Origin of the sequence: Vibrio sp. FE10 (genome assembly GCF_030297155.1) — a bacterium.
GTDB lineage: Bacteria > Pseudomonadota > Gammaproteobacteria > Enterobacterales > Vibrionaceae > Vibrio > Vibrio apostichopi.
Genome location: NZ_AP028067.1, coordinates 261,969 through 275,413 on the forward strand (window position 1 = coordinate 261,969; position 13,445 = coordinate 275,413).

At 44.7% G+C, this 13,445-nt stretch carries 9 protein-coding genes and 15 tRNA genes; 22 read left to right on the plus strand and 2 right to left on the minus strand.

What is annotated here, in order from left to right; all coding sequences use genetic code 11:
• Positions 1–25: 25 nt before the first annotated feature.
• Positions 26–1,081 (minus strand): small ribosomal subunit biogenesis GTPase RsgA, encoded by a 1,056-nt coding sequence (gene rsgA, locus QUF19_RS01180; protein ID WP_017107428.1) that lies wholly within the window; start codon positions 1,079–1,081, stop codon positions 26–28.
• A gap of 149 nt (positions 1,082–1,230) precedes the next feature.
• Between rsgA and orn the strand changes: the two genes are divergently transcribed.
• The 16 genes from orn to QUF19_RS01260 all read left to right on the plus strand — a co-directional run bounded on the left by orn (position 1,231) and on the right by QUF19_RS01260 (position 4,072).
• Positions 1,231–1,776 carry an oligoribonuclease gene (gene orn / locus QUF19_RS01185; protein WP_017107429.1) on the plus strand — a complete coding sequence of 182 codons (546 nt, stop codon included), beginning with the start codon at positions 1,231–1,233 and terminating at the stop codon, positions 1,774–1,776.
• Between the two features lie 179 nt (positions 1,777–1,955).
• Positions 1,956–2,031, plus strand: a tRNA-Gly gene (locus tag QUF19_RS01190).
• Between the two features lie 67 nt (positions 2,032–2,098).
• Positions 2,099–2,175 (plus strand) — tRNA-Met (locus QUF19_RS01195).
• 76 nt (positions 2,176–2,251) lie between these two features.
• Positions 2,252–2,327: transfer RNA gene (locus QUF19_RS01200), tRNA-Gly, on the plus strand.
• Positions 2,328–2,414: 87 nt separating this feature from the next.
• A tRNA-Met gene (locus QUF19_RS01205) sits at positions 2,415–2,491 on the plus strand.
• Between the two features lie 59 nt (positions 2,492–2,550).
• Positions 2,551–2,626, plus strand: a tRNA-Gly gene (locus QUF19_RS01210).
• A 70-nt stretch (positions 2,627–2,696) separates the two neighbouring features.
• Positions 2,697–2,773: transfer RNA gene (locus QUF19_RS01215), tRNA-Met, on the plus strand.
• A 59-nt stretch (positions 2,774–2,832) separates the two neighbouring features.
• Positions 2,833–2,908: transfer RNA gene (locus tag QUF19_RS01220), tRNA-Gly, on the plus strand.
• A gap of 70 nt (positions 2,909–2,978) precedes the next feature.
• Positions 2,979–3,055 (plus strand) — tRNA-Met (locus QUF19_RS01225).
• Positions 3,056–3,114: 59 nt separating this feature from the next.
• Positions 3,115–3,190, plus strand: a tRNA-Gly gene (locus tag QUF19_RS01230).
• Positions 3,191–3,260: 70 nt separating this feature from the next.
• Positions 3,261–3,337: transfer RNA gene (locus QUF19_RS01235), tRNA-Met, on the plus strand.
• Between the two features lie 59 nt (positions 3,338–3,396).
• Positions 3,397–3,472 (plus strand) — tRNA-Gly (locus QUF19_RS01240).
• Positions 3,473–3,560: 88 nt separating this feature from the next.
• Positions 3,561–3,637: transfer RNA gene (locus QUF19_RS01245), tRNA-Met, on the plus strand.
• 59 nt (positions 3,638–3,696) lie between these two features.
• A tRNA-Gly gene (locus QUF19_RS01250) sits at positions 3,697–3,772 on the plus strand.
• Positions 3,773–3,842: 70 nt separating this feature from the next.
• A tRNA-Met gene (locus QUF19_RS01255) sits at positions 3,843–3,919 on the plus strand.
• Positions 3,920–3,996: 77 nt separating this feature from the next.
• A tRNA-Gly gene (locus QUF19_RS01260) sits at positions 3,997–4,072 on the plus strand.
• Between the two features lie 611 nt (positions 4,073–4,683).
• On the opposite strand, the gene queG is transcribed toward QUF19_RS01260, so the two are convergent.
• Complete coding sequence (gene queG / locus QUF19_RS01265; RefSeq protein WP_286295439.1) at positions 4,684–5,826, minus strand: tRNA epoxyqueuosine(34) reductase QueG; 1,143 nt, start codon at positions 5,824–5,826, stop codon at positions 4,684–4,686.
• Between the two features lie 248 nt (positions 5,827–6,074).
• On the opposite strand from queG, the gene tsaE reads away from it, so the two are divergent.
• From tsaE to hflX, 6 genes are all read left to right on the plus strand, one after another.
• The gene (gene tsaE, locus QUF19_RS01270) at positions 6,075–6,539 is read left to right on the plus strand and encodes a tRNA (adenosine(37)-N6)-threonylcarbamoyltransferase complex ATPase subunit type 1 TsaE (RefSeq protein ID WP_286295440.1); all 465 of its coding nucleotides are present in this window, start codon (positions 6,075–6,077) and stop codon (positions 6,537–6,539) included.
• The gene (locus QUF19_RS01275) at positions 6,533–8,254 is read left to right on the plus strand and encodes an N-acetylmuramoyl-L-alanine amidase (RefSeq protein WP_102435990.1); all 1,722 of its coding nucleotides are present in this window, start codon (positions 6,533–6,535) and stop codon (positions 8,252–8,254) included. Before tsaE ends, QUF19_RS01275 begins: the two co-directional genes overlap by 7 nt.
• 51 nt (positions 8,255–8,305) lie before the next feature.
• Positions 8,306–10,549 carry a DNA mismatch repair endonuclease MutL gene (mutL, locus tag QUF19_RS01280; RefSeq protein ID WP_286295441.1) on the plus strand — a complete coding sequence of 748 codons (2,244 nt, stop codon included), beginning with the start codon at positions 8,306–8,308 and terminating at the stop codon, positions 10,547–10,549.
• A 141-nt stretch (positions 10,550–10,690) separates the two neighbouring features.
• A complete protein-coding gene (gene miaA, locus QUF19_RS01285) occupies positions 10,691–11,623 on the plus strand; it encodes a tRNA (adenosine(37)-N6)-dimethylallyltransferase MiaA (RefSeq protein ID WP_286295442.1) in 933 nt (310 codons plus the stop codon).
• Between the two features lie 192 nt (positions 11,624–11,815).
• Complete coding sequence (gene hfq, locus QUF19_RS01290; RefSeq protein ID WP_010434097.1) at positions 11,816–12,079, plus strand: RNA chaperone Hfq; 264 nt, start codon at positions 11,816–11,818, stop codon at positions 12,077–12,079.
• A 44-nt stretch (positions 12,080–12,123) separates the two neighbouring features.
• The gene (gene hflX, locus QUF19_RS01295) at positions 12,124–13,431 is read left to right on the plus strand and encodes a ribosome rescue GTPase HflX (protein ID WP_017107433.1); all 1,308 of its coding nucleotides are present in this window, start codon (positions 12,124–12,126) and stop codon (positions 13,429–13,431) included.
• Positions 13,432–13,445: the final 14 nt, after the last annotated feature.

Sequence of the window (13,445 nt, forward strand, 5' to 3'; positions counted from 1 at the left end):
CACACATTTGTTCACAAAAACGCGATTAGAGATCCGCTTTCTTGCTTCGTGAGTACTGACGGTTATCTTTGTTGTCAGCCATTGTTTCAATAATGCGGTGGTAGCTAGCAAAACGTAAGCGGCTAATTTTACCGTCTTCTACGGCTTCACGCAGAAGACATCCTGGGTCGTCATTGTGTTTACAATCACGGAACTTACAGCCACCTAGGTATGGCTTGAATTCAATGAAAGCATCAGTGACTTCATCGGGTTCTAAGTGCCATAGGCCGAATTCACGTACCCCTGGGGAATCGATAAGATCACCACCAGAAGGGAAGTGATACAAACGCGCCGCAGTCGTAGTGTGTTGACCCAGTCCTGAGTTTTCAGAAACAGCGCCTTCTTCAATGTCCAATGTAGGCATCAGTGCATTCACTACGCTGGATTTACCTACGCCAGATTGACCAACGAAAATGTTGATACGATCTTTCAGTTCAGCTTCCAACTCTTTGATGCCGTAACCCGACTCTTTACTCACGAACATGACTTTATAGCCGATTTTCTCGTATATCTTCAGTGTTTCGCGGTATTCGCTAATTTGTTGCTCTGTCAGCAAGTCGACTTTATTGAGCACAACTAAAGGGGCAATATTCACCGTTTCAGAGGCGATCAAGTAGCGGTCGATGATATTAAGTGATAGCTCTGGTAGTACAGCTGAAACGATAACCATTTGGTCTACGTTTGCGGCAACCGGTTTTAGGCCGTCATAGTAGTCAGGACGAGTTAGCATTGATGTTCTAGGCTCAACGGCTTCGACAACACCAGAGATGCCAGCCATTGACTCAAGCCCTGCGCGCCAAGTTACTTTGTCTCCTGAAACTAACGTTTCGATACTACGACGTAAATTACAACGGTGAACTTCGTTGGTTTCAAGGTCTTCGATATCAGCATGTTGACCAAAGCGCGTAATCACGAGTCCGCTTTTTGTTCCGCCAAGCATGTTCTCATCCCACTGGATAGAATCTTCTTTCTTGAGTCGCTTGTTCTGGTTGCTACGTACGCGACGTACCTGACCTTTGGTTAACTTCTTTTTTTTAGCCACAATTTTTCACTTAACACATCTAACTTGATGATTGAGGACTCAAACGGGGTGTTATTGGTGCCATTGATTTCGATGGCCCTAAAGCTAGTTTGAGTATAGTTATTTGGGTATAGTACCTCTTTTATACATAAACAAATAGGCGACGCCTTATGTCCTTTAGCGATCAGAACCTTATTTGGGTTGATCTAGAGATGACAGGACTTGATCCTGAAACTCATAAAATTATTGAAATTGCTTCTATCGTTACCGATAGTGAGCTCAACATTCTGGCTGAAGGGCCTGTTTTGGCCATTCACCAACCTCAGAGTGAATTGGATAAGATGGATGAGTGGTGTACGACGACTCATACCGGCAGTGGTTTAGTAAAGAGAATTCAAGAAAGCACTGTTTCAGAACAAGACGCAATCAAACAAACGATTGAGTTTCTTGAGAAGTGGGTACCGAAAGGTAAATCGCCTATTTGTGGTAACAGCATTGGCCAAGATCGTCGTTTCCTATACAAGCATATGCCAGAGTTGGAAGAGTATTTCCACTACCGCTATGTCGACGTAAGCACTCTAAAAGAGCTTGCGCGTCGTTGGAAACCTGAAGTACTCGATGGTTTTTCTAAATCAGGAAGCCACCTAGCACTAGACGATATTCGAGAGTCGATCGCAGAGCTGCAGTACTACCGAAAAACAATCATTAGCATCTAATCTGATTGAATGATCACGTTTATCTAACTTTTCAGGTACATACAGGGCATTTTTTTTGCAAATCTGTGTGCTTTTTCAGCAGTTGAGTAAAAACTTGCTGATTTTTGCATTAAGGACTTGCATCACAAAAAAATGCTCTTATAATTCGCAGCCCTGAACGACGAAAGACGTTTCAGATTGCGATACTAGCTCAGTTGGTAGAGCGCAACCTTGCCAAGGTTGAGGTCATCGGTTCGAACCCGATGTATCGCTCCAAATTCTCTCTTGTGCTTTGCACTGAAGAAGATGGTCAAGTTTCATTGTACTTAACAATGCATCCGGACGCGGGATGGAGCAGTTTGGTAGCTCGTCGGGCTCATAACCCGAAGGTCGTCGGTTCAAATCCGGCTCCCGCAACCACATTACAGTTACACGTTGATCACTTCTTTGCAGTAAGAACTTAGCTTCTTAGCAGAAAGATGAACGGTTAGCTTATGCGATACTAGCTCAGTTGGTAGAGCGCAACCTTGCCAAGGTTGAGGTCATCGGTTCGAACCCGATGTATCGCTCCACTTTTATTCGAACAAGAAGTACTATTCTTAGAGCCTTGCTCAGAATGAAAATGGTTTAGTCTCATTGTCTTAAACAATGCATCCGGACGCGGGATGGAGCAGTTTGGTAGCTCGTCGGGCTCATAACCCGAAGGTCGTCGGTTCAAATCCGGCTCCCGCAACCACATTACAGTTGAACGTTGATTTGATGCTTCCTAGCAGACAAGATGAACGGTTAGCTTATGCGATACTAGCTCAGTTGGTAGAGCGCAACCTTGCCAAGGTTGAGGTCATCGGTTCGAACCCGATGTATCGCTCCAAATTCTATTCTTAGAGCCTTGCTCAGAATGAAAATGGTTTAGTCTCATTGTCTTAAACAATGCATCCGGACGCGGGATGGAGCAGTTTGGTAGCTCGTCGGGCTCATAACCCGAAGGTCGTCGGTTCAAATCCGGCTCCCGCAACCACATTACAGTTGAACGTTGATTTGATGCTTCCTAGCAGAAAAGATGAACGGTTAGCTTATGCGATACTAGCTCAGTTGGTAGAGCGCAACCTTGCCAAGGTTGAGGTCATCGGTTCGAACCCGATGTATCGCTCCAAATTCTATTCTTAGAGCTTTGCTCAGAATGAAAATGGTTTAGCCTCATTGTCTTAAACAATGCATCCGGACGCGGGATGGAGCAGTTTGGTAGCTCGTCGGGCTCATAACCCGAAGGTCGTCGGTTCAAATCCGGCTCCCGCAACCACATTACAGTTGAACGTTGATTTGATGCTTCCTAGCAGAAAAGATGAACGGTTAGCTTATGCGATACTAGCTCAGTTGGTAGAGCGCAACCTTGCCAAGGTTGAGGTCATCGGTTCGAACCCGATGTATCGCTCCAAATTCTATTCTTAGAGCTTTGCTCAGAATGAAAATGGTTTAGCCTCATTGTCTTAAACAATGCATCCGGACGCGGGATGGAGCAGTTTGGTAGCTCGTCGGGCTCATAACCCGAAGGTCGTCGGTTCAAATCCGGCTCCCGCAACCACATTACAGTTGAACGTTGATTTGATGCTTCCTAGCAGAAAAGATGAACGGTTAGCTTATGCGATACTAGCTCAGTTGGTAGAGCGCAACCTTGCCAAGGTTGAGGTCATCGGTTCGAACCCGATGTATCGCTCCAAATTCTATTCTTAGAGCTTTGCTCAGAATGAAAATGGTTTAGTCTCATTGTCTTAAACGGTAATGATGCGAAAAGAGAAACATCCGGACGCGGGATGGAGCAGTTTGGTAGCTCGTCGGGCTCATAACCCGAAGGTCGTCGGTTCAAATCCGGCTCCCGCAACCACATTACAGTTGAACGTTGATTTGATGCTTCCTAGCAGACAAGATGAACGGTTAGCTTATGCGATACTAGCTCAGTTGGTAGAGCGCAACCTTGCCAAGGTTGAGGTCATCGGTTCGAACCCGATGTATCGCTCCAAATTCTATTCTTAGAGCCTTGCTCAGAATGAAAATGGTTTAGTCTCATTGTCTTAAACAATGCATCCGGACGCGGGATGGAGCAGTTTGGTAGCTCGTCGGGCTCATAACCCGAAGGTCGTCGGTTCAAATCCGGCTCCCGCAACCACATTACAGTTGAACGTTGATTACTTTCTTGCAGTAAGAACTTAGCTTCTTAGCACAGAATATTAACGGTTAGCTCATGCGATACTAGCTCAGTTGGTAGAGCGCAACCTTGCCAAGGTTGAGGTCATCGGTTCGAACCCGATGTATCGCTCCAGTTTACTCTCAATGGTAAACAAAACTCTTTAAACCACAGTGTTTAAAGACGACCTTACCGGTCACGCTCTTTCTTTAATGCTGCGAAGCATAATCCCCCAAAAAAGCAAATAATCCTCCATCATGGTGGATATTTTTTTGTCTTAAATTTTTCTTAGCAACTGGAATGCTAGTAAACATCAGGTCTCTGAAGCAGATACTTGAGGTTTTTCACATCTATAAACAGACTTATCCACAAATAGCACCGTGTGGATAACTTAGTTGATAAAGTTATTTCAGACTTAATTCTTTATATATCTCAAAAAGATCTTTCTTTATTTCAATGCGTTAGTAAAACGCAGGCTTCTGTAACTTGTTGTTTTGTATTGATTTGTCGCTTGGCTTGAGATTGAGTTAAAGATCGTTAACTTGTTGTTTTTTTGATCTTAATCATTTATGGGCTTTGTGTTTAACTTTACGCGGGTGTTGAAAGTTTACGAAATATTTTAATTTTTTCCACATTGCCAAAATTGAGAACAAGGTCAAACATTGTTCTAATATTATGTGCAACGGGTTGTCTTAAATATTGGACTATTTAGGTAGGTTAACGAGCTAATCGTTGGTGCTAAAGGGCTAGGCGTCTCTTGGTAGGCCTTTCTCAACAATACGTATCAGTCGGTGCTTTTTAGTGGCGATTTTGCTGCTACCTTCTTGCACGCTATTTGCGTTGGGTAACTGCTGTAGTTGTTTTTGCAAAGCCCACTCAATGTGGACATCTAACATCTCATTTTGGCCTCGATGTGATTCGAGTGCTTCAATAATACGTTGTTGAAACGGCGCATTGCCCATCGCGACGAAAATATTACGTAACCACTGGGTGTGGCCTATACGTCTTATTGCCGAACCTTCCATTTTCTTTAGGAAGGTGGCTTCGTCCCAACTCGAAAGTGAAACGAGATCGGCCTCTTTGAAATCTTCTCTTCGGTGAAAGTCTGTTTGCTCTGTGATATCGGCATGACGGTTCCACGGGCAAACCAGTTGGCAATCATCACAGCCGTAGATTCGGTTGCCAATGGCTTCTCTGTATTCTTCTGGTATAACGCCATCGTATTCAATGGTGAGATAAGAAATACACTTACGTGCATCGACAACACCGTCGGCGATAATGGCACCTGTTGGGCAAGATGTGATACATGCGGTACATTTCCCACATTCATCGACACTCGGTGTATCGACTGGCAGAGGAATGTTAACCAACAGCTCGCCTAGGAAGAACCAAGACCCTGCGTCTTTATCCAGAATTAAAGAGTGTTTACCAGTCCAGCCTAATCCAGCTTTTTGAGCTAATGGTCTTTCTAAAATAGGCGCTGAGTCGACGAAAGGGCGTGAGTCTAATCCCTCAACTTCCTTCTCAATTCTTTGCCCCAGCTTTTTCAACTGGTTACGGAACAATTTGTGATAATCGCGGCCTAAAGAATAACGGCTGATATAGCCTTGAGTGGTATCGTTGAGGTTAGATGCAAACTGAGCTTCTGGTGGTAGGTAATTCATTCTAACGCTGATCACTCGAATGGTCCCTGGGTGAAGTTCATCTGGACGCGCACGCATCATTCCATGCCGAGCCATCCAATCCATTTCACCGTGGTTGCCAGCATCTAGCCATGCTTGCAGGGGCGCTTCGTGTTCAGTTAAGTCAACATCACAAATGCCCACTTTTTGAAAGCCGAGTTCTTTTCCCCAGATTTTAATTTTTTCAGCAAGATGGTCTAGATTCATGGCTTGATTCTTAATTCTTATTTTCTCTGTTTTACAATTAGAGATAGGGCTAATTAAAATTAGGTTCGGCAAAAATGGGGGCGGATCTTAACGGATCTTTGCGATATTAACCAGAACAGACGCCCTTTGATTGGTATTTTTTCATAGAACTTACACTTGAGTGCTTGTCTCCCAAAAGCATCACGGTTTACTATTCTTGTTCTTTTGATTTTTATATAGTCAACGATCGATTTTTAGAGAACGTATTCATGAGCACTAAACAATTTACTTTGAAAGATGAGAAAGCCACGATTCAACTAGGTACGGAGCTTTCGAATCTTTGCTCACAACAAACAACCATCTATTTGCATGGTGATCTTGGCGCAGGAAAAACGACATTCAGTCGTGGCTTTGTAAAAGCACTTGGCCATCAAGGAAATGTAAAGAGCCCAACGTATACTCTAGTTGAACCTTATCAACTTGCAGATTGGCAGGTATATCACTTTGACCTTTATCGTCTGGCTGATCCTGAAGAGTTAGAGTTCATGGGTATCCGTGATTACTTTACTCCAGACGCTATTTGTTTGGTTGAATGGCCTGAAAAAGGTTATGGGATGCTACCTGAAGCAGATTTGGACATTGATATTCGTTACCAAGACGATCACCGTATTGTTTCTTTAACCGCTAATAGTGAATACGGACAGCGCTTACTTAGTCAGTTGGAGTTATGTTGATTTCTAAACGCCTTTTTTCATCAGTAGCCGTAATGGCTGCTGTTTTTTCTTTACTGTTTTCTTCACTTGTTTCTGCAAACTCATTGAAAGGGTTGAGGGTTTGGCCTTCACCTGAAGAAACTCGTGTGGTTATCGACTTAAAATCAGAAGCAGACTTTAGCTATTTTACTTTGAGTAGCCCGAGTCGCTTAGTTGTCGATTTAAAACATACCAATCTTGCGACCAAGTTACCTGTTGTGGTGAAGGATAGCCCCGTTCTGTCGAAAGTTCGTAAGAGCTCTCCACCGGACAAAAATACCTATCGCTTGGTTTTCGAATTAAAGAAATCATCAAAAGCCGATTTGTTCAAACTAAGCCCGACACCGGGTGGTCAGTATGGACACCGTTTGGTGATTGACTTCCCTCATGGGGCAGCAAGCAAAGGGACAACAACGTCGACACCGAGTAAGCCAGCGGTTAGCAAAAACATTAATCAGGTTAAACGTCAGAAAGACATTTTGATCGTGATTGATCCTGGCCATGGCGGTGAAGACCCAGGCTCGATTGGTCCGACTCGTAAATATGAAAAAGACGCGACCCTGAGCATTTCTAAAAAGCTCTCAGCACAGTTAAATGCGGTTCCGGGAATAAAGACGCGCCTAACACGTAATGCCGATTACTTCGTAAACCTCAACCGACGTGTTGCGATTGCTCGTGAGAATGAAGCTCATCTCATGATCTCTATTCACGCCGATGCCTTTACGACCCCTCAACCACGAGGTGGTTCGGTGTTTGTGTTGAATACTCGACGCGCCAATACAGAGATCTCGCGCTGGATCGAGAACAAAGAGAAACAGTCTGAATTACTCGGTGGCAGCGGTGCAGCTTTCACTGGCAACATTGATGACAAAAACGTAAACCAAACTTTGCTTGATTTGCAGTTCAGCCACTCTCAAAAAGAGGGCTATAAACTGGCAACGACTATTCTGTCTGAGATGGGCAAGGTCGCTAAGCTTCATAACAGCAAGCCAATCAATACCAGCTTGGCGGTATTACGTTCACCACAGATACCATCGGTATTGGTCGAGACGGGCTTTATTTCAAACCCGACCGAAGAGAAGCTTCTTTTCCAACGCTCGCATCAAGATAAATTAGCACGAGCAGTGACTAAGGCTGTGGTTAAGTATTTGAAGGCTAATCCTCCAGAAGGGATTATCTTGTCGAATGCAACGTCGTCAACGGGTAGTGTGAGCCAACATAAAGTGTCTCGTGGTGAGTCTTTATCGGTGATTGCGAGCAAATATGGCACCTCGACACAGACCTTGATGAAACTTAATAATCTGAAATCGAGCAGCCTAGCGATCGGTCAAGTTCTTAAGATCCCAAGCCGTGCTTCAGGTTCGTCATCAAGCAGTGCAGTGAAAACTAAGACCATAACCCACACGGTTAAGTCTGGAGAGTACCTAGGCAAGATAGCCAGCCGTTACAAAGTACGGGTTGCAGATATCAAACGTGAGAACCGCTTGAAGTCTGAAACCGTTAGAGTAGGCCAGAAGCTACGTATTACGGTTGAAGTTAAAGACGTACCTCTGCGCAAACATAAAGTCGCAAGAGGTGACTACTTGGGTAAGATTGCTTCTAAATACGGCGTGAGCGTCAACAGTATTCGCCAAGCGAATAAGCTACGATCTGACAGCCTAGCGGTGGGTCAGGTGTTGATTATTCCGCACAAATAAGCTTTTTAACGCAGACATGTTTCCATCAGCGGCAGTAAGGTAGCTATAAATATGACGATCAAAATACTGCCAGCTCGGTTAGCTAACCAAATCGCAGCGGGTGAAGTGGTAGAAAGACCAGCTTCTGTTGTGAAAGAGTTGGTTGAGAACAGTTTGGATTCAGGTGCCACACGTATCGATATTGATATCGAGAAAGGTGGCGCCAAGATGATCCGCGTTCGTGACAACGGTAAAGGCATCGTTAAAGATGAACTTGCCTTGGCGCTGAGTCGTCATGCTACTTCAAAGATCCACACCCTTGATGACCTAGAGGCGATTGTCAGCCTTGGTTTTCGTGGTGAAGCGTTGGCGAGTATCAGCTCTGTTGCACGCTTAACCATGACTTCACGCCCTGCGACTCAAGATCAAGCTTGGGCAGCACACAGTGAAGGTCGTGATATGCAGGTGAAACTGCAGCCTGCAGCGCATCCCATTGGTACCTCGGTTGAGGTGTTGGATCTGTTCTTCAACACACCAGCACGCCGCAAGTTCTTACGCACTGAGAAAACCGAATTCACGCATATCGATGAGCTGCTTAAACGCATCGCATTGAGTCGCTTTGATGTGACGATTAACCTTCGTCATAACGGTAAAATGATTCGTCAGTACCGCGCTGCCAAAACACAAGTTCAAGCAGAGAAGCGTATCGCTGCGGTATGTGGTAATCCTTTTGTTCGTCATATGCTTAAGATTGAGCTAGAACATCAAGGCCTAAAACTTCATGGCTGGATCACCACGCCTGAAGGAGCAAGGCAACAAAGCGATCTACAATACTGCTACGTGAACGGTCGTATGATGCGCGATAAGCTGATCAATCATGCGATTCGTCAAAGCTATGAGACCAGCCTACGCCCAGACCAATTTGCGACGTATGTGTTGTTCATTGAGTTAGACCCGCATCAAGTCGATGTGAATGTTCACCCTGCAAAGCATGAAGTACGTTTTCATCAAGCTCGCCTTGTACACGACTTTATCTACCAAGCGTTGAGTGATGGTTTAGCACAAAGCAAACAAATTGATGCAGCGCCGATCAATCAATCCGCATTTCATCAGTCAGAAGCCCCAAATTATCAGCAAGATAGGTCGATGTCTGAAACGGGGGATGTTGCGACTTTCTCTGAGCCAGAAAGTGCTGCGCCGACAAATTCGGATCAAGCACAGATCTCTGAGAGGCTGCGACATGCCATTGAGCAGACGCCAGCCTACCCGAGAAAAGCCGAATCTGAGCAGGTTCATGATAAGCCTCAGCACAGCGTTAACGATGCTAGGCAACATTATAGCTCACCAGAAAACCGAGGTTCATCGTCTAACAGAAGCTCGTCATCTAGCCACGGTTCGTTATCTAGCAGAGATTCGTCCTCTAAAATAGATTCGTCGGCTCGAGAAACCAGTTTTACTGGTTCTCCTCGTCAAGAGTGGATTGAGTCTCGACCTGCTCCGAGAAAAGAAAAAGAACCCAACCAACATCATGCAGAACCCGCGCCTTCAAAGCGCGAAGTTAAAGCCTATAAAGAGCTGTTGAAAACGCCAGACTTTGATGATCAAGTTGTAGCTCCATCATCTCCTCAAGAGCATGTGGCACCAGTAGAAACCAGAGACGACATAGAAAATAAAGAAACTCAGCCTGCTCAACAGAATTCTGTTCACTTAAAGCCAAGAGCACCTGTGACGGACTTAGGCAAAGCAGTCTCAGTAGTGGAACGCCAATATTTGGTGATGGGAAATAAAAACGGCAGCGTATTGGTGTCTCTAGCCAAAGCAGAATTGCTACGTGTGATTGGCCAACTTGATACTCGAGAAGGGGCGTTAAAAAGCCAGCCGTTGTTGGTGCCTTTATCAATCAAATTAGGCGTTGATTTAGTGGGTGTCGCTAAGGCGTTAAGCCCAATGCTGTCCGTGCTTGGTATCGAGCTTAAAGCTAGGAATAACGAAGCAATAATGGTGATGGGAGTGCCTTCTCCTTTGAGGCAGCAAAACTTACAAATTTTGATCCCAGATCTGTTATCGTACGCGGCTTCAATAAACGCTCAGGCCTCGGAAATTCAAGGTCACAGCTTTTCTAACGATACGTTGCCATTACTGGTTAACTGGATCGGGATTCAGACAGCACAAGTAAAAAACGACTACACTTTATCTGAAGCGGTTCAACTAGTTGGGGAACTTGAGCAACTTTGGCATGGTCTACTTCCATTAGATGATCCCGAATTTGTTAATCCTATCGACTTTTCAGCGACCATCGCGGCTTTTATGGCTTAGTCGTTTATCGATTTAAAGACTTAAGTTTATTGACGGTTTAACTTTTTGCGACGACATTGATCTTCGCAACAATACGTATTTTTGCGACAAAAAAGCCCTTTGCTATAAAGCGCTATAACAGAGAAACCAATACAAAATATCATGACTGAAAAATTACCTTTAGCGTTGTTTTTAATGGGCCCAACGGCATCAGGAAAAACAGATTTAGCTATCCGCTTACGTCAGAAGTATCCGGTAGAGATCATCAGTGTCGATTCGGCATTGGTCTACAAAGACATGGATATCGGCACCGCTAAACCGGATGCGGAAGAGCTTGCGCTCGCGCCTCATCGCTTGATTGATATTCTAGACCCAAGCGAAGCGTATTCTGCGGCAGATTTTCGTCGTGATGCGATCAATGAAATGAATGCCATTGTAGCGGAAGGCAAAATCCCGCTGCTTGTTGGTGGCACAATGCTCTACTACAAGGCATTGTTGGAAGGTTTATCGCCGCTACCAGCAGCGGATCAAGAGATTCGTAAGCAGATTGAAGCGGAGTCTATCGAACAGGGTTGGCAGGCATTACACGATCAATTAAGAGAGATAGATCCCGTATCCGCTGAAAGAATACACCCAAATGATCCACAAAGGCTTTCAAGGGCATTGGAAGTTTACCGAATTTCGGGTAAAACATTAACAGAGCTAACTCAAACGAAAGGCGATAGCCTGCCATTTAGTGTAAAACAATTTGCAATAGCTCCCAAGGAAAGGAAAGAACTCCATCGCCGCATTGAGCTGCGTTTCGAAAAGATGATAGAAGCGGGTTTTGAAGATGAAATGAAGGCGTTGTACGCCAGAGAAGATCTTCATCCTGAACTGCCATCGATCCGATGCGTTGGTTATAGGCAGATGTGGGATTATTTAGATGGGAATTGTGATTTAGACGAAGCGGTTTTCCGTGGTGTCTGTGCAACCCGTCAATTGGCCAAGCGACAAATCACCTGGTTACGCAGTTGGGATGATTTAACTTGGTTAGATAGCGAAAACATTGAACACGCGTTAGAAACTCTTTCAGATGCAATAGCATCTGATTAGTATTGCTGTGTATAATGTGATCGCTTTTGCGTGAATATACTCTGGAAAGGATCAGTTATTGAGGCTTTTAAAAATCACAGCCTTTCAATAACAACGGAGTTTTTTTATTCGTTTAGCTCAGATGCAAAGGCCGCACCTTTTTGTGCACCACTAGCTAAATAATTACAACAAAATATAAATAAGGAAAATAAAATGGCTAAGGGGCAATCGCTACAAGACCCATTCCTAAATGCACTCCGTCGTGAGCGCATTCCAGTCTCTATCTATCTTGTTAACGGCATTAAGCTGCAAGGTCAGATCGAGTCTTTCGATCAATTCGTGATCTTATTGAAGAACACAGTAAACCAAATGGTTTACAAGCATGCGATTTCTACTGTGGTTCCTGCTCGTGCAGTTAGTCACCACAGCGGCGAGCAACGTGCGCCATCTGATCGTCCAGAGAAGACTGAAGATTAATCGTTCAAATAATACAGCTTGCGCTGTAATAAGGAGTTGGTTGCTTGTTTGACCGTTATGAATCCGGCGAGCGAGCCGTACTTGTTCATATCAACTTCACGCAAGAGGGAGAATGGGAAGACCTGAGCGAATGTGAAATGCTGGTCTCCTCAGCGGGGGTAGAAACGCTACAAGTGATTACTGGTAGCCGACAATCCCCACTCCCTAAATACTACGTTGGAGAAGGTAAAGCCCTAGAAATCGCACAAGCTGTTCAGCTGACCGGTGCTGAAATTGTGATTTTTAACCACTCCCTCTCTCCTGCCCAAGAGCGCAACCTCGAGCAATTGTGTAAATGTCGTGTGATTGATCGCACGGGTTTGATCTTAGATATTTTTGCACAACGTGCGCGAACTCATGAAGGTAAGCTACAAGTTGAGCTCGCTCAGCTTCGTCATATCTCTACCCGATTGATTCGTGGTTGGACTCACCTTGAAAGGCAGAAAGGTGGTATTGGTCTTCGTGGTCCAGGTGAAACTCAACTGGAAACCGATCGACGTTTGTTGCGTGACCGTATAAAAGCGATATTACGTCGTTTAGCGAAAGTGGCTAAGCAGCGTGAACAAGGGCGACGTGCTCGTAATCGAGCTGAAATCCCAACAATTTCTTTGGTTGGTTATACCAACGCAGGGAAATCAACACTTTTCAATCGAATCACTAGTGCAGGTGTTTATGCAGCAGACCAACTGTTTGCAACCCTAGACCCAACACTACGTAAGATTGAATTGGCAGATGTCGGGCCTGCAATTCTCGCAGACACCGTAGGTTTTATCCGTCATCTACCGCACGATTTGGTCGCTGCGTTCAAGGCTACGTTACAAGAGACGCAGGAAGCTGACATTTTGTTACATGTTGTTGATGCCAGTGATGACCGCTTTCGTGAGAACATTCAGGCTGTTCATGAAGTATTAGAAGAAATCGATGCTCATGAAGTGCCAACCCTTGTAGTCATGAACAAAATTGACTGCATGGAAGACCAAAAACCTCGAATTGAAAGAGACGAAGAGGGCGCTCCTCGCGCTGTTTGGGTTTCTGCAATGGAAGGAGAAGGTATTGAACTACTGTTTGAAGCTTTAACTGAGCGTTTAGCGAGTCAGATGGTTCAATTCCGGTTGTGTATTCCACATCAACATCAGGGCCGTATTCGCAGCTTATTCTTTGAGATGAAATGTATTCAACAGGAAGAGTATGATGAAAATGGTAACTTGTTGATAGATATCCGAATGCAACAAATAGATTGGTCTAAACTTGAAAAAAGAGAAGGGGCGCTCTTAGGTGACTTTATCGTTACCAAAGAGACTGCTACAGTATAACGTCATATCAAATG

Coding starts and splice junctions, on each gene's coding strand:
- miaA (WP_286295442.1), top strand. CDS start 10,691: ATGACTGAAAAATTACCTTTAGCGTTGTTTTTAATGGGCCCAACGGCA.
- QUF19_RS01275 (WP_102435990.1), top strand. CDS start 6,533: ATGTTGATTTCTAAACGCCTTTTTTCATCAGTAGCCGTAATGGCTGCT.
- orn (WP_017107429.1), top strand. CDS start 1,231: ATGTCCTTTAGCGATCAGAACCTTATTTGGGTTGATCTAGAGATGACA.
- tsaE (WP_286295440.1), top strand. CDS start 6,075: ATGAGCACTAAACAATTTACTTTGAAAGATGAGAAAGCCACGATTCAA.
- mutL (WP_286295441.1), top strand. CDS start 8,306: ATGACGATCAAAATACTGCCAGCTCGGTTAGCTAACCAAATCGCAGCG.
- queG (WP_286295439.1), bottom strand. CDS start 5,826: ATGAATCTAGACCATCTTGCTGAAAAAATTAAAATCTGGGGAAAAGAA.
- hfq (WP_010434097.1), top strand. CDS start 11,816: ATGGCTAAGGGGCAATCGCTACAAGACCCATTCCTAAATGCACTCCGT.